The organism is Phaeobacter sp. CAU 1743, from assembly GCF_039839315.1.
Lineage (GTDB): Bacteria > Pseudomonadota > Alphaproteobacteria > Rhodobacterales > Rhodobacteraceae > Phycobacter > Phycobacter gallaeciensis_A.
This window is the reverse complement of record NZ_JBDOQR010000079.1, coordinates 1-17,865: the sequence shown is the minus strand read 5'-3', so window position 1 is coordinate 17,865 and position 17,865 is coordinate 1. Positions and strand designations below refer to the sequence as shown.

Below are 17,865 nucleotides of genomic sequence, written 5' to 3'. Positions count from 1 at the left end.
TTTCTTCTTCATTGACTGGCGTAGCGCAGGAAAGGCGGGCTGTTTGGGCATCGGCGGGCATCCTTCAAGGTCCCGCTCAGTCTACCGCAACCCGCTCAGAGCACGAGGTTTTTCAGACTTTCCCTAAGTCTTGGGATTTTCGGCGCGGAAGGGGCAGCCCGGCGGCATGTTCTGGCCGCCAGGCCGGATTTCACGTTCGAAGCCGATCAAAGGCTACGGGTCGAGAAGTACCAATCTACCGTGTCATAGCCCTCTTCGATACGAGCCATGGCAGCATCGGGCGTCGCGGGCGTCGGCACGATCACCGGATCGCCGGGAGTCCAGTTCTCGGGCATGGCGCATTTATTCTCATCCGCGGTTTGCAGCGCCACCAACAGGCGGTGGATTTCGTCCACGGACCGGCCCGCGGTCATCGGGTAATAGACCATCGCACGCAGCACGCCCTCGGGGTCGATCAGGAAGGTGGCACGTACCGCAGCGGTGTCCGAGGCCCCCGGCTGGATCGTGCCATAGGCCTGCGCCACTGCCATGTTGAGGTCGGCAATGATCGGAAACCCGATCTCGACGCCGAACTTTTCCTTGATGTTCAGCATCCAGGCGATGTGGCTGTAGTGGCTGTCGATCGAAAGGCCCAGCAGTTCGGCGTTCAACGCGGCGAACTCATCCTGCTTCTTGGCAAAGGCAATGAATTCGGTGGTGCAGACCGGGGTAAAGTCAGCCGGGTGCGAAAACAGGATCAGCCATTTCCCACGATAATCCTCCAGCGTTTTCTGACCATGGGTGGTCAGCGCATCAAACGCCGGGGCAGTTTCATTGAGGCGAGGGCCTGTGGGTGCAATCTGGTCGGTCATCTGTCATCTCCTGAGCAGGTCGTTTCGATGATCTGAAGATGGGGCCTTGCCATATATTTGTAAAATTGAATATTTATTCATCAGTTATAGAGAGGATCTATAAATGTTCACCCTGCGCCAGCTTCGCTTTCTGATCGCACTCGCGGACAAGCTGAACTTTTCCCGCGCGGCCGAGATCTGTTTCGTGACCCAACCCACGCTGAGCGCGGGGATACAGGAGCTTGAGGCGCAACTGGGTGTGACCCTGTTCGAACGCACCCGGCGCAACGTGATGCTGACCGAGGTCGGATCACAGATCGTCGCCCGCGCCCGCAGGCTGCTGGTAGATGCCGAGGACATCCGTGTGCTGGCGCAGGCGCACAGCAACCCGTTTGAAGGCGACCTGCGCCTTGGCGTCATTCCCACCATCGGCCCCTACCTGATCCCGCAGACCCTGCCAGACATCCGCAAGACCTTTCCAAAACTGCGGCTGTTCCTGCGCGAAGAGCTGACCGAAAGCCTGATCGACGGGCTGCACAGCGGACGGCTGGACCTGATCCTGATCGCCCTGCCCTTTGAAACCGGATCGCTGAGCATCGAGCCACTGTTCGAGGATGGCTATCAGCTTGCCACGCCACCGGGCACACCGGCGTCACCGGGCAAGGGATCTGAAACCCTGCTGAGTACCGGCCATCTGATGCTGCTGGAAAAGGGCCATTGCCTGCAACGCCACGCGCTGGAGGCCTATCCCGGGAAAATTTCGAACCAGCAAGATGATTTTGCCGCAACCAGCCTGCCGACGCTGATCGCGATGGTGTCCGAGGGGCTGGGCATCACGCTGCTGCCCAACCTCGCGGTGGAGGCCGGTGTGGTCGCCAAGGGTCAGGTGCAGCTCACCGATCTGCCCGATGCCTGTCCCCGGCAGATCGTTCTCGCCTGGCGGTCAGGGTCCGCCCGCGCCGAGGTGTTCCGGCGTCTGGGCGAGGTGCTGAGAGGGGATCACCCCCGCCCGGAATAGGTTCCCCCGCTGATCACGCGCCAGTAGGCAAGGAGGTCAGAAAGGTCGAAACCGCCTCAATCGCGGCCGCCATGTCGGCGTCTGATGCAAATTCCTCCGGTTTGTGGCTGACGCCATCCTTGCAGCGGAGAAACAGCATCGAGATCGGACAAAGATCTGCCATGGCCGAAGCATCATGCGTCGCCCCCGATGGCAGCCGCGGCGCGGTCGGGCAGCCCTGTCGCACTGATGTTTCAAGCGCCGTCACCAGACCCGCGTCACATGGTACTGCGGGCTGGTCATAGGTGCGGTGCATCGCAAAGCCCGCATTGCGTTTCTGGGCAATCTTCTGTCCCAGCGCCTGCGCGAATGCGGCAAACTCTTCACGGGCTTCATCCTGCAGAGCCCGGATTTCCAGCGTCAGCTCCACCTGGCGAGGGATTGCATTCACAACATTCGGAAGCAGCGAAAGGGATCCCACCGTGGCGCGCAGGTCCGCAATTTTATTGGCGGCATCAAAAACCTCGGTAATAAACTCCGAGGCCGCGACCAAGGCATCCCGGCGCCCCGCCATGGGCACCGTGCCCGCATGGCCAGTGTCACCGGTAAAGATCACCGTGTTGCGCTCGATCCCGCAGATGCCGGTGACAATGCCCAGCGCCACATCCGCGTCTTCCAGCACCGGCCCCTGTTCGATGTGAAGCTCCAGATACCCCAAGGTTGCCGCCGGATCGCGCCGCAGCGCCGCCACCCCGTCCGGATCGCCACCAAAATCCGCCAGCGCCTGCCGCAGCGATACACCGCTGCGGTCGGTCATCTCCAGAACAGATGGATCAAAGGTACCCGCCAGAGCCCGTGGCCCCATCAGCGCCGTCGGAAACCGCACGCCTTCCTCATCCGCAAAGGCCAGAACCTCAACCGCGAAGGGCAGATCAGTGCCCTCCGCTGTCAGCTTTTCAACCGCCAGGCATCCCAGAGCGACACCCATGATGCCATCGTAACGGCCACCGTTGCGTACCGAATCCTGATGCGAGCCGATCAGAAAGGTCGGCGCCCCGGCGGGCCCTTCCTGGCGCCCGATCAGGGTTCCTGCGGCATCCCAGCGCACCGCCATCCCCGCAGCTTCCATCCAGGCGCGGATAATCTTGGCCGCCTCACCATGTTCGGTGGTGAACGGAAACCGCGTAACGCCTTCGGAATCGACGCTGCACTGCGCAATCTCTGCCAAACGGTTCTGCGCGATCTGACCCCAGTCCATCCCGGTCTCCATATTTATAATGATAAATTAGGCACTACACATGGCGCCCTATGAAGTCTATATTTTTATAATGATAAAAACAGAGGTTCCGAATGGACGGCAGCAACACGCCCCCCACAAAACCCAAGAAATCCCGCCCCGTCCGGGTCGCGGAAGAGATCAAGCAGTGGGTGGTCGAGCGTGACCTGAAAAAGGGCGACAAGCTGCCCAACGAAAGCGCCATGATCGAGGAATTCGGCGTCTCCAAGGGCACCGTGCGCGAGGCGCTGCGAATCCTTGAGGCGCAGGGCCTGATCGTGACCAAGACCGGCCCCGGTGGCGGCAGCATGGTTGGCGAGGTTTCTGCCGAACGCGCCCGGTCTCTCTTGGCGAATTACTTCTACTTTCAGGACCTGTCGGTGGCGGACATCTATCAGATGCGCCGGGCGCTGGAGCCGGAACTTGCCGCCAGCCTGGCCGGAAAGCTGAGCGAGGCACAGCTGGCAGAGCTGCAGGAGCTTGCCGAACGCTATCCCGAGCCGGCCAAATCTTCGGAAGAAGAGAAAGAGCAGCATATCGCCTCTCTCATCTTCCATGCGCGGCTGTCCGATTTCGCCAACAACAGGCTTTTGGGTTTTGTCATCGGTTTCATGGCGCAGATCCTGACCGATCTGACCGTGTATCGCGGCCTTTACGATCCGCCGAATGTGGAGCTGTGGCGCAAGGGACGCAAACACCAGCTCCAACTGGTCGAGGCGCTGCGCAGCTGCGATGCAGACCGGGCGCGCGAGATCATGGCCTCGCACATGCAGGTGGCCGAGGACCTGATGCGCGGCCAGGAGGCCCATCTGATGCGCCGCTTTATCGGGGAGTGAGGCGGCGCTTCCGGGGCGGGAGCCAATCTCTGCCCCCGGATGTTTTGTGATGGCCAGCCAATGGCGGCACCATTTTGGCAGGCATGCAGGAATCAGGCGCATAGGCACGAAACAGCCTGCAGGGAATCGACCGGATTACCGCAATTCGAATCGCAGTCTGCATAGCGGATAGTCACGAAACCCGCGCAAATTGGGCCAGCCCACATGACAAAACCATAAGACCGATATGGCGGGCTATTTACGGGATATATCGTCGGGAAAGTTTACTGGTGCTGCTGGAGAGAATTGAACTCTCGACCTCTCCCTTACCAAGGGAGTGCTCTACCTCTGAGCTACAGCAGCGCCGGTGAGGGGGCTTTTAGGGATAAACGCAGAGCGGCGCAAGACCATTCTGGACGGTTTTTTCACACTAAGTTACACAAGGTTTATGGCAGATAAAAAATCACCAAAAACCAGTGCTCAGTCCACCACCCGCGAGGATCGCCTCAAGGCCGCCCTGAAGGCCAACATGGCCCGCCGCAAGGCGCAGGCCAAGGCACGTGCCGGGAAACAGGACGAGCAAACAGGCGGTTCGGAAAGGTAGAGCGGATGGATTCGATTCTGGTAACGGGCAATGGCCCCCTTCAGGGGCAGATCCCCATCGCGGGGGCAAAGAATGCCTGCCTTACCCTGATGCCGGCAACGCTGCTCAGCGAAGAACCGCTGACCCTGACCAATGCACCGCGGCTGAGCGACATCAAGACGATGACCCAGCTGCTGCAATCCCTTGGCGCCGAGGTTTCCGCGCTTCAGGACGGTCAGGTGCAGGCCATGTCGAGCCACAACCTCGACAATCACGTGGCCGATTATGACATCGTGCGCAAAATGCGGGCGTCGAATCTGGTGCTGGGGCCAATGCTGGCCCGACTGGGTCAGGCGGTGGTGTCGCTGCCGGGGGGCTGCGCCATCGGTGCGCGCCCAATGGATCTCCATATTCACGGGCTGGAGGCGCTTGGCGCCGAGATCGACCTGCGCGACGGCTATCTTCATGCCAAGGCGCCCGGCGGACTAAAAGGCGCGGTGATCGATCTTGCCTTTGCCTCGGTAGGGGCCACTGAAAATATCCTGATGGCGGCGACCCTGGCCAAGGGCACCACCGTCATCAACAACGCCGCGCGGGAGCCGGAAATTTCCGATCTCGCCGATTGCCTGCGCAAGATGGGCGCCCAGATCGAAGGTGATGGCACCTCGCGAATCGAAGTGCAGGGCGTTGACCGGCTGCACGGCGCCACCCACCAGGTGGTAACCGACCGGATCGAGCTTGGCACCTATATGCTGGCACCGGTTATCTGTGACGGCGAAGTCGAACTGCTGGGCGGCCGCATGGATCTGGTCGGCGCTTTTGCCGAAAAGCTGGACGAGGCAGGCGTCGCCATCGAGGAAACAGACGCGGGCCTGAAAGTGCGCCGCCGCGGCGACAGGGTGAAGGCGGTCAATGTGACCACAGAACCCTTCCCCGGTTTTCCGACCGATCTGCAGGCGCAGATGATGGCGCTGATGTGCACCGCCGATGGGGTCAGCGTTCTGGAAGAGAAGATTTTCGAGAATCGTTTCATGCACGCGCCGGAGCTGACCCGCATGGGCGCCCGCATCGACGTGCAGGGCGGCACCGCCACCGTAACCGGGGTTGACCGGCTGAAAGGTGCCCCGGTGATGGCCACCGATCTGCGCGCTTCGGTCTCGTTGATTCTGGCGGGACTTGCGGCCGAGGGTGAAACCCTGGTCAACCGGGTCTACCATCTGGACCGCGGCTATGAGCACGTGGTGAGCAAGCTGTCCGGCGTTGGCGCCAAAATTGAACGGATCAAGGGGACCTGATGGCAGACGCAACCTTTGAGGAGGGCCGCGAGGCGCCGCTAAACCTTGGCGCGCAGGAAGAAGAGGACCTGAAGGTCATTTCTGCGCTGGTGCAGGATTCGGTGTTCCCGGTCACTGAAATGCGCTGGCAGGCCTCCCGGCACCGCTTTGCGCTGCTGGTCAACCGGTTCCGCTGGGAGGATCGCGCCGCAGCCGAAAAGCGCACCCGCGCTTACGAGCGGGTGCAATCGCTGCTGGTGGTCGACAATGTGCTGGGCGTCGCCTCGCAAGGGGTCGATCGCAGCGACAAGGATCTTGTGCTGTCGCTGTTGTCGCTGTCCTTTGAACCCGGCGAAGATGGTGCCGGCCACCTGGTGCTGACCCTGGCCGGCGATGGCGCCATCCGCCTCTCTGTAGAAGCCATCGATGTTTCGCTGCGCGATGTGACCCGGCCCTATACTGCGCCTTCCGGCAAGGCGCCCGATCACGGCGACGACTGACGCCGCTGCCCGGCGGGCTGCGGCAGGGCAAACTGCTGCACCCGGCGGCAAAGGCTTGTCCCGGCGCGGTTCGCTCTATATGTCCCGGTCGCACCAGCCGGAGTGACCAGATGCCTGTATTCCTTGATACCTCTGATGCCGATTTCGAGGCTTCCTTTGCCGCGCTTCTGAGCGCCAAGCGTGAAGACAGCCCGGACGTGGACGCCACTGTCGCGGAGATCATTGCCGATGTACGCAGCCGCGGCGATGCGGCCCTGATCGACCTGACAGCGAAGTTCGACCGGCTGGAGCTGAGCGCCGACAAGCTGGCAATTTCCGAGGCCGAAGTGACCGCCGCGATCGCAGGCGTCCCTGCTGCGGAACGGGCGGCGCTGGAACTCGCAGCGGATCGCATCCGCGCCTATCACGAACGGCAGATGCCCGAAGATGCCCAATGGACCGATCCGGCGGGAGCCATCCTTGGCTGGCGCTGGTCGGCGGTTTCTGCTGCAGGCCTCTATGTACCGGGCGGGCTGGCCTCTTACCCCTCTTCGGTGCTGATGAATGCCATTCCGGCCAAGGTCGCCGGGGTCGAGCGCCTCGCAATCACCGTACCCACGCCCGACGGGGTGCTGAACCCGCTGGTGCTGCTGGCGGCGCGGCTGGCCGGGGTGGATGAGATCTATCGCATCGGCGGCGCTCAGGCGATTGCGGCGCTTGCCTATGGCACAGAAACCATCGCGCCGGTGGATAAAATCACTGGCCCCGGCAACGCCTTTGTCGCCGCCGCCAAGCGCCGCGTCTTCGGCAAGGTGGGCATCGACATGATCGCCGGGCCGTCGGAAATCCTGGTGATCGCCGACAAGGACAACAACCCCGACTGGATCGCGCTGGACCTGATGAGCCAGGCGGAACACGACGAAAGCGCCCAGTCGATCCTGATCACTGACGATGCCGCATTTGGCCGCGCGGTGGCCGAGGCCGTGGACAAGCGCCTTGAAACACTGGAGCGCCGCGCCATCGCCGGGGCCAGCTGGCGCGATTTCGGCGCGGTAATCACCGTGCGCGATCTCGATGAGGCCGCAAACCTGTCGAACCGTATCGCGCCCGAGCACCTGGAACTCTGCACCGGCGATCCCGAAGAGCTGAGCCAGAAGACCATCCACGCCGGGGCGATCTTCCTGGGCCAATACACGCCCGAGGCCATCGGCGATTACGTGGGCGGCCCCAATCACGTGCTGCCGACAGCGCGCTCGGCGCGGTTTTCTTCGGGCCTGTCGGTGATGGATTTCCTCAAACGCACCACCCTGGCCCGGATGACGCCCGAAGCGCTGCGTGCCATTGGCCCTGCGGCAGAAACCTTGGCGCAAAGCGAAAGCCTGGAGGCGCACGGCCTGTCCGTCACCCAGCGTCTGAACGCGCTGAACGACTGATCACGGCCGGACGCGGCGCAAGGCAGCCCTCAAAAGATTGCCGCGCCGCGCGCCATCGGCTAGTCAGGATGCGATTCCCGGTTAAGAGATCGCACGCCATGAGCCGCATCAGTCATATCGAGCTGGACGACAGCAACCTGCCGCCCCCGACCCCCGAGATCGAGCAGGAGCGCAAGGTGGCGCTGTTTGACCTGATCGAAGAGAACTCCTTTACCCTGCCTGCCCGTGATGGGCGCGCTGTCCCCCCCGGCCCCTATCATCTGGGGCTGGCGATCCGGGATAAACGGCTGGTCTTTGATATCACCACCGAAGACGGGCAGAAGGCGGCGGAATTTCACCTGTCGCTGTCGCCCTTCCGTCAGGTGGTGAAGGATTACTACCAGATCTGCGAAAGCTATTTCACCGCCGTAAAGACCCTGCCCCCCAGCCAGATCGAGACCATCGACATGGCCCGGCGCGGCATTCACAACGAAGGCAGCCGCGTGCTTCAGGAACGTCTGGAGGGCAAGGCCGAGGTGGATACCGACACCGCCCGTCGCCTGTTCACCCTGATCTGCGTCCTGCATTTCGGAGGCTGACGGGTGGAGCAGTTACCGCAGTCCATCCTGTTCTGCTGTGACCACAATGCGGTCCGATCCCCCATGGCCGAGGGGATCATGAAGAAGTTCTATGGCGCCGGGACCTACGTGCAGTCGGTCGGCGTCAAGAACGACATGGAAATAGACGGCTTCTGCATCGCTGTCTGCCAGGAAATTGGGGTGGAACTGTCGCGCCACCGGTCGCGCTCTTTCGACGAGATGGAGCAATGGGGCGATGATCTGTCGTCCTTTGATCTGGTAGTGGCCCTGTCGCCTGCCAGCCAACGCCGCGCGCTGGAGCTGACCCGCTATTTTCACCTCGAAGTCGAATACTGGCCGATCATGGATCCGACCGGCCTTGGCGAAACCCGCGAGGCCAAGCTGGACAGCTACCGGCAGACCCGCGACCAGATCATTCAACACCTCAAAGCCCGCTGGGGCGAACCGACGGAGCTGTTATGAGCGACACCATCACGCGCTATTTCGCGGCCTTCAACGCAGGCGACACCCAAAGCATGATCGATTGCCTGTCTGACGACGTGGCCCATCACGTCAACGAGGGCAACATCCGCGTTGGCAAGGAAAAATTCGCCGAGTTCTGCGACCACATGAGCCGCTGCTACCGTGAGGAGCTGACCGACACGGTGGTGTTTTCCACCCCGGACGGCAGCCGCGCCGCCGCCGAATACATCGTCAACGGCACCTATTTGGAAACCGACGCGGGCCTGCCCGAGGCGCGCGGCCAGAGCTACCGTCTGCCTGCAGGCTCCTTCTTTGATCTGAAGGACGGCAAGATCTCCCGCGTCACCACCTATTACAACCTCTCTGACTGGATGGCGCAGGTCTCGGCCTGATGGCGGTTAAGGTCAAAGCCCTTTCGGGCGAGGCATTGGAGGCTGCCCTGCCGGATCTGGCACGGCTGCGCATCGAAGTGTTCCGCGCCTTTCCCTATCTCTATGATGGGGACGAAGCCTATGAGCAGCATTATCTGCGTAGCTACCGCGACACGCCCGATGCGGTGCTGGTGGCAGCCATATCCGAAGGACGTGTGATCGGCGCGGCCACGGGCATGCCGCTGAGCAGCCATGGCGATGCGGCGCAGATCTCAAAGGGCGAATTGCCGGTCGAGGATGTGTTCTACTGCGCCGAATCCGTGCTGCTGCCAGAGTTCAGAGGACAGGGGATCGGCCATGCCTTCTTTGACCACCGCGAAGCGCACGCGCGCGCCCTGGGTTTCAGGCTTTCGGCCTTTTGTAGCGTGATCCGCCCAGAGGATCACCCGCTGCGCCCCGCAGACTACCGCAGCAATGATCTGTTCTGGCGCAAACGCGGCTACCGCCCGATGCCGGGTGTGCTTGCAGAGTTCACCTGGACAGACATTGGCGACCGCGCCGAAAGCAAAAAGGCGCTGCAATTCTGGAACCGGGAGCTGTAGGCTCACTTTGAAACGACCGGCGGGGTACCCGCCAGACAAAAGGGATCTCGCCCATGAAAATCGCCACCGCCGCCTACCCGCTCGATTGGCTCGACAGCTGGGCTCAATACGAGGACAAGCTGGCAAAATGGGTCGGCGATGCCGCCAAACAGGGCGCCGACCTGCTGGTCTTTCCCGAATATGGCGCGATGGAGCTGGCGACGCTGGATGGCGCTGACGCCGCCCTTGATCTGGAGCGGTCCCTGCATGCCGTATCGGATCGGATGGAGGATGCCGCCGCGCTGCACCTGAAACTGGCCGCCGAACACGGTGTTCATATCCTCGGCGCCTCGGCCCCGGTGAATGCCGGTTTCGAGCGCCCGGTTAACCGCGCCGAATTCTACGCGCCGACCGGAGAGCGGGAGCATCAGGACAAGCAGATCATGACCATGTTCGAGCGCGATCCCTGGAATGTCACCGGGGGCGGACCGCTCAAGATTTTTGACACCGCGCTTGGCAAGATCGGCGTGCTGATCTGCTATGACAGCGAATTCCCCCTGCTGGGCCGGGCGCTGGAAGAGGCAGATATCATCCTTGTCCCCTCCTGTACCGAGGCGCTGGCGGGATATTGGCGAGTGCGTATCGGCGCCATGTCGCGGGCGCTGGAAAACCAGTGCATCACCGCCATGGCCTCAATCGTGGGGCAGGCAGACTGGTCCGAATCGGTTGACGTGGGATGCGGCATGGGTGGCATCTTTGGTCCGCCGGATACCGGCTTCCCTGCGACCGGCGTCTTTGCCGAAGGCACCCTGGACCAGCCCGGCTGGACCCTGGCCGAAGTGGACATCGCACAGGTCGCCGAGGTCCGTCGCAATGGGGTCGTCCGCAACCGCAGCCACTGGGACGAACAGAACAGCAGGACAAAAACCTGCACAATTCGCCTCATGCCGTGATTGCGCCCTTGAAAAATTGGGAAAATAGGCTCATTTAAGCGCTCATCCCCGCAGATTGACGGGGTAACGCAATGATGGAGAGAACATGGCCAAGGAAGATACGCTCGAATTTCCCGGTGTCGTGAAGGAACTCCTGCCCAATGCGACGTTTCGGGTCGAGCTGGAAAACGGCCATGAGATCATCGCACATACGGCAGGCAAGATGCGCAAGAACCGCATCCGTGTTCTGGCTGGCGACCGGGTTCAGGTGGAAATGACCCCCTATGACCTGACCAAGGGCCGGATCAACTACCGCTTCAAATAAGCGACCGATCCGACTTGATGACCAAAGCCCGGCCCAGATGCCGGGCTTTTGTTTTTGGGGGTTTACTCCTAAAACAAGGGCCCACGGCAGCATTGGCACGGTATAGATAAAAGGGCCCCTCATGGCATTCATTCTGGGATCTGGCAGCCCGCGGCGGCTGGAACTGCTGGCACAGCTTGGCGTCACCCCGGACGCGGTCCGCCCGCCGGATATCGACGAGACCCCTCACAAGGGTGAGCTGCCGCGCGATTACTGCGCCCGCGTGACACGTGAAAAGGTGCAGGCCGTGCCAGCAGGGGCCGATGATGTTGTGCTCTGTGCCGATACCACCGTCGCGATGGGGCGGCGAATCATGGGCAAACCTGCCGATGCCGGAGAGGCCGCCGAATTCCTGCTGGCCCTGTCTGGCCGCCGCCACCGGGTCATCACGTCGGTCGCGGTGCGCCGCGGCGAGAGGGTCTGGCAAAAGGACGTGGTCAGCCAGGTCAAGATGAAGCGCCTCAGCGATGAGGAACTGAACGCCTATCTCGCCAGTGACGACTGGCAGGGCAAGGCCGGTGGCTATGCCATTCAGGGACCAGCGGGGGCGCTCATCCCCTGGATCAACGGCTCCTTTACCGGGATCGTCGGCCTACCGCTTTGCGAAACCGCCCATCTTCTGCAGGCCGCGGGCTGGCCACTATACAAGGAGGCCGCCGCATGAAGGGCCGCACGATCGTTCTGGACCACATCGAAGGCCACGAGGCCGCCGCGCTGATGGTCGATGGCAAGCTTGAGGATTTCCTGATCGATGGCGATGCCCCCGTGCCCGGCACCGTCTACCGCGCTCGCGCCGACCGGCCGGTCAAGGGCCAGGGCGGCATGTTCCTCAACACTCCCGATGGCGCCGCCTTCCTGCGGCAGGTCAAGGGCATGGCCCCGGGCCAGCAGCTTCTGGTGCAGGTCACCGGCTATGCCGAGCCGGGCAAGGCGATCCCGGTCACCCAGAAACTGCTGTTCAAAAGCCGCTACGCCATCGTCACCCCCGAGGCGCCGGGGCTGAACATCTCCCGCTCGATCCGGGACGAGGATGAGCGTGACCGCCTGCTGGAGGTTGCCCATCTGGCCATGGAGGGTACAGATTACGGCCTGATCCTGCGCTCTGCCTGCGCGGGCGCGGATGCCGATGAGGTGGCCGAGGATATCGCCGCCATGGCAGCCCTGGCCGATCAGGTCCTGAACGATCATGGAACCGAGGTGGAAACCCTCGCCGAAGGCGACGGCCCCCATATCCGGGCCTGGCGCGACTGGGTCGAACCGGCCGAGGTCGAACGCACTCCGGGCGGCTTTGAAACCCACGGTGTGCTGGACGCGCTTGACCAGGCCAAGGGTATCCGCGAACCGCTGCCGGGCGGCGGGTTCCTTTATATCGAACCCACGCGCGCACTGGTGGCCGTCGATGTCAACACCGGCACCGATACCTCTCTCGCGGCCGGCCTGAAGGCCAACATGGCCTGCGCCAAAGACTTGCCCCGGGCGCTGCGTGTTCGGGGACTTGGCGGACAGATCGTGCTGGATCTGGCGCCGATGCCAAAAAAGGACCGGCGCGCCTTTGAAACCACTCTGCGGGCCGCGCTGCGCGCCGACAGCGAAGAAACGGTTCTGGTCGGCTGGACCAACCTGGGCCACTTCGAACTGCAACGCAAACGCGGCCGCCCAACCCTGCGGGAGATTCTGCGATGAGCTGCCCGATCTGTGGCGAGGAAACCGCCCGCGCCTACCGCCCCTTCTGCTCCCGTCGCTGCGCCGACCTGGATCTGGCGCAATGGCTGAACGGCGCCTATGCGGTTCCCAGTCGGGACCCGGAAGACATTGAAAAGGCGCTGGAAGAGACCGAAAGATCGCGGTCCTCCGGAGAAAAGCCCTCACAGTTCCGGCATTGAAAAATTTCTTTCAAAAAGCCTCTGGACACCGCCCGCCCCACAGCATAGAAGGCCCACACCCAAGGCGAGACGCCTTCCCGTGCCCGGGTAGCTCAGGGGTAGAGCAGTGGATTGAAAATCCTCGTGTCGGTGGTTCGATTCCGCCCCCGGGCACCACTTTTATCAAAGAAAAGCAATGTGTTGACGATGTAGCCGTCATTGCACCTCGTTGGTTGATCGCCCGGGACTGCGCCGGGACGGCTCTGTTGCACAAATCGTGGTGTGAACGGAGTTCCCCTTTCCCTGGACACACTTATCCTACGAGCTCAGTGACGGGTATGCCAAGAGCGGTGTAGCGATTGAGCACCGCGGTCCGGACTTGGAGTTCAGCAACCTGCCGGTCGAAGTCTAGGGCCATGAGGCCTTGGCCAAGGAGTTTGACGCAGTTCATCCTTTCGTCGGGAAAATGATCCCCCAGATCATTTTCTGATGCTCCTCAAATCTCAGCGCGGCTTCGTCGGTGATAGCCGGTCAACTTTCGCCAGAGTGCCCGTCCGAGATATTTGGAGGCTCTCACAGCTTCGTTTCGCGCGATAGCGCCCGCCGTGGTTGGTTTCCAAAGTTGGGCGTTCTTACGCGGCGGGAGTGAGGAAGCCCAGGAAAGGGTCCGGGGGACCGTTTCCCTGACGAACGGCTGCGGCACCCCGAGCGGCAATCACATTGTGGCATCTGCGCGTGTCATAGGCCCCATCAGCGGTGACGGTGGCGATCTCCTGGTCGGGTGGGATTTGTTCCAGCAAGTCGGGCAGCATGGGTGCATCGCCGACATTGCTTGTCGTGACGCCGACTGTGCGGACCTCCAGTGTTTCCTCGTCCATACCGAGATGCAGCTTGCGCCACAGGCGTTTCTTGCTCCCGCCATGCTTGCGCGCGTTCCACTCTCCTTCACCTTCCGCTTTGATCCCGGTCGCGTCGATCAGCAGGTGCAAAGGACCCGTCCCTCCGCGATAGGGGATCGCGACGCTCAGCGTCTTCTGGCGGCGACACAGAGTGCTGAAGTCCGGCACTTTCCAGTCAAGGCCTGCCAGCCGCAACAGGCTTTCAACGAACCCCGTCGTCTGCCGGAGCGGCATGCCGAACAGCACCTTCATCGTAAGACAAACCTGAATTGCCGCATCGCTGAACTCGCGCTGGCGGCCGCGCTTGCCGGTCGCCGGGGCAGACCATTTCATCTCGGCATCAAACCAGATCGATAGCGAACCGCGCTGCTTCAGCGCCGTGTTGTACGAAGGCCAGTTCCTGGTCTTGTACTTAGTAGGTCGCCAACTGCTCATGACAGCCAGCTATCACGCTGGATTCAAACAGTGAATCCCTCAGCCAACTTGTGCAAAAAAGCCGCCGTCGGCGCCAAAACCGCCTACATCGAGCCGGGGTCGCCCTGGGAGAACTGATACTGCGAGAGCTTCAACGCCCGCTTCAGGGATGAGCTGCTCAATGGTGAAGTCTTCTACAGCTTACGAGAGGCTCAAATCCTGATAGTACAATGGAGGAAACATACAATACTAAACGACCACATAGTGCCCTAGGCTACCGCTCACCGGCCCCGGAATCCATCGTCCTGATGGAACCGAGGCCGATCATGCACTAACATTCAAAATGGACCAATTGGGTGGGGCTGATCAAATTCAGGGGGTGGCTCAGACATCTCTGGTCTCCTTCTCGTCGAAGATCAGCAGACTGCATATCGTAGCTTATGTCAGTGTCCGAATTTCGGGGAGTAGCTCACTTAAAACGAACCGCCTTGCGAACCTACCAAGGCTGGTTCGCCGGGCCAACGGTGAACTCATTGACTGTGGTATCCGCGGGCAACGAAAGCGAAAATGCCACGATGTCTGCAATACGGCCCGGGGAGATCCCATAGGTGTCGTACATTTCCTTGTAAGCTTCGGCGGTGGCTGCGTCACTGATCGTATCCAGCAGTTCCGTGTTGATCGCCGCCGGGTAGATCGTCGCGGTTCGGATGTTGGTGCCTTCGATTGCAGCCTCCATCCGCAACACCTCCATGAAGGACCGGACAAACCACTTGGTGCCACAGTACACGCCATTGCTCGGATAAGCCTTGAGACCCGCGACCGAGGATGTGGCGATCACGTGGCCGGATTTCTGCTCGGTGAAGGTCGGCATCACCGCCGCGACACCGTTCAGAACGCCCTTGATGTTGACGTCGACCATCTGGTCCCACTCATCTGTCTTGAGCGCCGAGACGTTGGAAGCCGGCATCAAGCCTGCGTTGAGGAAAATCACATCGACCTTGCCGAACTTTTCCTTGGCGAGCGCCACGATAGCCTCATTGTCGGCCGGGTTCACGACATCGAGGACCTGCGCTACCGCTTCGCCGCCCGCCTTTACGATGTCCTCCACGATCGCATTGAGCTTCTCGCTCCGACGGGCACCCAGAACAACCTTCGCGCCCTTGCTGGCGAGCAGTTTTGCTGTCGCTTCGCCAATGCCAGACGATGCGCCTGTGATGATGACGACCTTACCTTGAATATTTTCGGACATTTGATGTCTCCTTTTGGTTCGCGGTCGCATGGCTGTGGACCGCGAGGGTTTGAGAAGCGGCAGGCTCAACAGCATTGGCCCGCACTGATGCAGTTCATTTAAGGGTTGGGTTGATCAGGATAATCGGCGCTCTCACGAAGTCAGTCATGAGGAAAATTCATTAATCCCGATTGCTATGCGTAGAACCAACCGGCACGTCTGCAGGGCCTGTGTTATTCGCCGTCTAATTTCTCGACCTGGATCGTTCCAGACAAACGGGAGATGTCCTCTTTACCTGACACGATGTCACCCAACTCATAAAGGTCGGCAGCGGTTCCAAAACGGCCATGGAACATCACAACATCGCCCCAAGGCGCATAATAGGCGAGGGTCCCGGCGCGCACATTCCGCGCAAGGGGCGTGTTTTTTGTGCCGAGCTTTTCTGGCGGGTAAAAGATCTTTTCGATGCCGCCATAGTTTTCCACGTCGATGATCATCGGCAATTGAGCATAGAGTTCTTGCGCTGCTTGGCTGGAATTGAGGTCGTAGACGAGGGTGACCTCGCGAGTGCTGATTTTGATTTGCATGGTTCCGTCCAGTGTCTGTTCCGAGGCGACAGCCTGCTGCGTGGGCGCCGCAAAGGCGCCGAATGTCACCAAAGTGACTCCGGCGAGAGCCTTGAAGACTTGCATGGTGGCCTCCTGAGGGGTCGTTTTCTGATACCAAGATAGCAGGCACGACCCGTCGGATTGAGAGGCTGCGGCAACTAACACTCATGACGTACGCTCAGAAATAAGCGCATTTAACCGAACTGATCGTTTGGCACCGTCCGTAGTCATGGCACATGCAATTCATGAAGCGACGTCATGTATGTGTCCCAACTGCCCGGCATTAGTCACGTCTCCACAGCCCCCAATTTTTGCAAACAGGCAATGGTGCTCTTGCCGCAAAGGCCAATTGGCCGCCTCTCAAATGAAGGAGACGACCTGACATGACCCGACTTAACCCCTCGCGCCTTGCACATCGGCAAGTTTGCGCAATCAGTGGAGATTACACACACGGAAGACCGCCCCGGCACGTTGGGAAGCAAGGAATTTTTGACTGGCACGGCCGACTTCTCTCCGGTTCTTCTGCTCCACACGAACGATGTCAGCGCAGGTGAGGTAATCGTTCTCCCCGGCGCGCGCTCGGCTTGGCATTCCCATACTGCTGGTCAGATGCTGGTAGTGACACATGGCACCGGATGGGCCCAAGAACGCGGGCAGCCCAAACAGATTATCCAAGCTGGCGATGTGGTCTGATGTCCGCCGAATGTTAGAACATTGGCATGGCGCAACGGATGAAACCTCAGTGGCACATTACGCCATTCAGGGCAGTGTTGAGGGCGCCGCTGTCGTGTGGGGCGACCACGTCACGGACGAAGATTACCGCCAATAGGCCGCACGGCATCGCTGGCCTCACGGTTCAACAAATGCAGAGACAGCAGGGGGCGGGTCAATCAATGGACTTTATGTGCCCCGGCCATATATCTTGAGGGAGACCGGACATGATCATCGACACCCAGATCAAGGCCTCCTTCATGCTGCGCGAAAACATCAACGATCTCATTGCCTTGGCCGCCGTTGCCGAGGAGCGGAGTTTCACCAAGGCAGCTGCCCGGCTCAACGTCTCACAATCCGCCCTAAGCCACACCATCAAGAGTTTGGAAAAGCGCCTCGGGCTGCGGCTGCTGACCCGCACAACCCGTTCGGTGGCACCAACCCTGGAAGGCGAGGACCTACTCGCAACCCTGAATCCCGCCTTTGAAAAGATCGAGGCCCGGCTCAAGGCGCTCAACGACTCTCGGGATCAACCCACCGGCACAGTGCGAATAGTCGCGGTGGAATATGCGATTGAAACGATCCTCTGGCCAAAGCTGTCGCCGGTGTTAAAGGAATATCCCGCAGTCAACGTCGAGTTAGTGATGGACTACGGATATACTGATCTAGCGGCATCACAATGCGATGCCGGAGTTCGCTACGGGGATCAGGTCAGCGATGGAATGATCGCCATGCGCATCGGTCCCGATGAACGGATGATCTGTGTCGGAGCACCCGAGTATTTTGACACAGTTGGCGTGCCGGACAAACCGCAGGACCTAGGCGATCACCGCTGTGTAAACCTGCGACTGTCCACGCATGGTTCGCTCTACGCTTGGGAGTTCCAGGACAAGGAAGGCAATGAAATCAACGTGAAGGTAAAGGGACAAACCTGCTTCAACACTATCAACCCGGTAATGCGCGTAGCGATTGATGGGCATGGTCTGGCGCTGGTTCCGGAACGCATGGCGGCGGCCCACCTTGCCTCGGGCGCGCTCAGGACCTGGGGATGTCCCGGTTGATGTTGAAGTTTGCCTGAAGGGTGGCGTTGCTTTCCCTGAGCCGTAGGCTCGGGGTGATCAAACCGAAAGGAAAGCAACACCATGAAGAAGACTACGACATCGCAGGC

At 60.9% G+C, this 17,865-nt stretch carries 20 protein-coding genes, 2 tRNA genes and 2 pseudogenes; 18 read left to right on the top strand and 6 right to left on the bottom strand.

The genetic code is table 11. The features are described from left to right. Window positions 1–206 precede the first annotated feature (206 nt). Window positions 207–851 carry a peroxiredoxin gene (locus AAFO90_RS21360; RefSeq protein ID WP_347510687.1) on the bottom strand — a complete coding sequence of 215 codons (645 nt, stop codon included), beginning with the start codon at window positions 849–851 and terminating at the stop codon, window positions 207–209. Between the two features lie 103 nt (window positions 852–954). Here AAFO90_RS21360 and AAFO90_RS21355 point away from each other — a divergent pair, with 103 nt between their 5' ends. Next, window positions 955–1,848, top strand: a complete 894-nt coding sequence (locus tag AAFO90_RS21355) for a LysR substrate-binding domain-containing protein (RefSeq protein WP_347510686.1) — start codon at window positions 955–957, stop codon at window positions 1,846–1,848. A 13-nt stretch (window positions 1,849–1,861) separates the two neighbouring features. On the opposite strand, the gene AAFO90_RS21350 is transcribed toward AAFO90_RS21355, so the two are convergent. Next, window positions 1,862–3,085, bottom strand: a complete 1,224-nt coding sequence (locus AAFO90_RS21350) for a M20 family metallo-hydrolase (protein WP_347510685.1) — start codon at window positions 3,083–3,085, stop codon at window positions 1,862–1,864. Between the two features lie 92 nt (window positions 3,086–3,177). Between AAFO90_RS21350 and AAFO90_RS21345 the strand changes: the two genes are divergently transcribed. Further along, window positions 3,178–3,939, top strand: coding sequence for an FCD domain-containing protein (locus tag AAFO90_RS21345; protein WP_065272412.1), 762 nt, complete (start codon window positions 3,178–3,180; stop codon window positions 3,937–3,939). A gap of 267 nt (window positions 3,940–4,206) precedes the next feature. Here the strand turns inward: AAFO90_RS21345 and AAFO90_RS21340 are convergent. Then, a tRNA-Thr gene (locus AAFO90_RS21340) sits at window positions 4,207–4,281 on the bottom strand. 85 nt (window positions 4,282–4,366) lie between these two features. Between AAFO90_RS21340 and AAFO90_RS21335 the strand changes: the two genes are divergently transcribed. The 14 genes from AAFO90_RS21335 (at window position 4,367) to AAFO90_RS21270 (ending at window position 13,014) form a co-directional block, all read left to right on the top strand. Beyond that, window positions 4,367–4,522 (top strand): hypothetical protein, encoded by a 156-nt coding sequence (locus AAFO90_RS21335; RefSeq protein WP_165832670.1) that lies wholly within the window; start codon window positions 4,367–4,369, stop codon window positions 4,520–4,522. 5 nt (window positions 4,523–4,527) lie between these two features. Beyond that, on the top strand, window positions 4,528–5,796 hold the full coding sequence (gene murA / locus AAFO90_RS21330) for a UDP-N-acetylglucosamine 1-carboxyvinyltransferase (protein ID WP_347510684.1): 1,269 nt from the start codon (window positions 4,528–4,530) through the stop codon (window positions 5,794–5,796). Next, window positions 5,796–6,275 (top strand): DUF2948 family protein, encoded by a 480-nt coding sequence (locus AAFO90_RS21325; RefSeq protein WP_347510683.1) that lies wholly within the window; start codon window positions 5,796–5,798, stop codon window positions 6,273–6,275. The genes murA and AAFO90_RS21325 overlap by 1 nt, the downstream gene beginning before the upstream one ends. A gap of 110 nt (window positions 6,276–6,385) precedes the next feature. Then, entirely contained in the window at window positions 6,386–7,687 is a 1,302-nt protein-coding gene (gene hisD, locus AAFO90_RS21320) for a histidinol dehydrogenase (RefSeq protein WP_347510682.1), read from the top strand. Window positions 7,688–7,785: 98 nt separating this feature from the next. Further along, window positions 7,786–8,265, top strand: coding sequence for a UPF0262 family protein (locus AAFO90_RS21315; RefSeq protein WP_065272408.1), 480 nt, complete (start codon window positions 7,786–7,788; stop codon window positions 8,263–8,265). Window positions 8,266–8,268: 3 nt separating this feature from the next. Beyond that, window positions 8,269–8,727, top strand: coding sequence for a low molecular weight phosphatase family protein (locus AAFO90_RS21310; RefSeq protein ID WP_065272407.1), 459 nt, complete (start codon window positions 8,269–8,271; stop codon window positions 8,725–8,727). Beyond that, the gene (locus AAFO90_RS21305) at window positions 8,724–9,119 is read left to right on the top strand and encodes a ketosteroid isomerase-related protein (protein ID WP_347510681.1); all 396 of its coding nucleotides are present in this window, start codon (window positions 8,724–8,726) and stop codon (window positions 9,117–9,119) included. The genes AAFO90_RS21310 and AAFO90_RS21305 overlap by 4 nt, the downstream gene beginning before the upstream one ends. Continuing rightward, the gene (locus AAFO90_RS21300; protein WP_347510680.1) at window positions 9,119–9,700 is read left to right on the top strand and encodes a GNAT family N-acetyltransferase; all 582 of its coding nucleotides are present in this window, start codon (window positions 9,119–9,121) and stop codon (window positions 9,698–9,700) included. The genes AAFO90_RS21305 and AAFO90_RS21300 overlap by 1 nt, the downstream gene beginning before the upstream one ends. A 53-nt stretch (window positions 9,701–9,753) precedes the next feature. Next, a complete protein-coding gene (locus AAFO90_RS21295; RefSeq protein WP_347510679.1) occupies window positions 9,754–10,632 on the top strand; it encodes a carbon-nitrogen hydrolase family protein in 879 nt (292 codons plus the stop codon). Between the two features lie 85 nt (window positions 10,633–10,717). Further along, complete coding sequence (infA, locus tag AAFO90_RS21290) at window positions 10,718–10,936, top strand: translation initiation factor IF-1 (RefSeq protein WP_005620785.1); 219 nt, start codon at window positions 10,718–10,720, stop codon at window positions 10,934–10,936. A gap of 121 nt (window positions 10,937–11,057) precedes the next feature. After that, window positions 11,058–11,639 carry a nucleoside triphosphate pyrophosphatase gene (locus tag AAFO90_RS21285; RefSeq protein WP_274827512.1) on the top strand — a complete coding sequence of 194 codons (582 nt, stop codon included), beginning with the start codon at window positions 11,058–11,060 and terminating at the stop codon, window positions 11,637–11,639. Then, window positions 11,636–12,658 (top strand): ribonuclease E/G, encoded by a 1,023-nt coding sequence (locus AAFO90_RS21280; RefSeq protein ID WP_347510678.1) that lies wholly within the window; start codon window positions 11,636–11,638, stop codon window positions 12,656–12,658. The genes AAFO90_RS21285 and AAFO90_RS21280 overlap by 4 nt, the downstream gene beginning before the upstream one ends. Next, window positions 12,655–12,858, top strand: a complete 204-nt coding sequence (gene yacG, locus AAFO90_RS21275) for a DNA gyrase inhibitor YacG (protein WP_347510677.1) — start codon at window positions 12,655–12,657, stop codon at window positions 12,856–12,858. The genes AAFO90_RS21280 and yacG overlap by 4 nt, the downstream gene beginning before the upstream one ends. Before the next feature lie 81 nt (window positions 12,859–12,939). Next, window positions 12,940–13,014: transfer RNA gene (locus AAFO90_RS21270), tRNA-Phe, on the top strand. A 136-nt stretch (window positions 13,015–13,150) separates the two neighbouring features. Here AAFO90_RS21270 and AAFO90_RS21265 read toward each other — a convergent pair. Then, window positions 13,151–14,171 (bottom strand): annotated as a pseudogene (locus tag AAFO90_RS21265) (IS5 family transposase). Between the two features lie 60 nt (window positions 14,172–14,231). Between AAFO90_RS21265 and AAFO90_RS21260 the strand changes: the two are divergent. Next, window positions 14,232–14,485 (top strand): annotated as a pseudogene (locus AAFO90_RS21260) (transposase); the annotation flags it as partial. Between the two features lie 161 nt (window positions 14,486–14,646). On the opposite strand, the gene AAFO90_RS21255 reads toward AAFO90_RS21260, so the two are convergent. Continuing rightward, window positions 14,647–15,399 carry an SDR family oxidoreductase gene (locus tag AAFO90_RS21255; protein ID WP_347510676.1) on the bottom strand — a complete coding sequence of 251 codons (753 nt, stop codon included), beginning with the start codon at window positions 15,397–15,399 and terminating at the stop codon, window positions 14,647–14,649. A gap of 212 nt (window positions 15,400–15,611) precedes the next feature. Continuing rightward, the gene (locus AAFO90_RS21250) at window positions 15,612–16,070 is read right to left on the bottom strand and encodes a cyclophilin-like fold protein (protein WP_347510675.1); all 459 of its coding nucleotides are present in this window, start codon (window positions 16,068–16,070) and stop codon (window positions 15,612–15,614) included. Between the two features lie 854 nt (window positions 16,071–16,924). Between AAFO90_RS21250 and AAFO90_RS21245 the strand changes: the two genes are divergently transcribed. Next, window positions 16,925–17,758, top strand: a complete 834-nt coding sequence (locus AAFO90_RS21245) for a LysR family transcriptional regulator (protein WP_347510674.1) — start codon at window positions 16,925–16,927, stop codon at window positions 17,756–17,758. Window positions 17,759–17,865 lie beyond the last annotated feature (107 nt).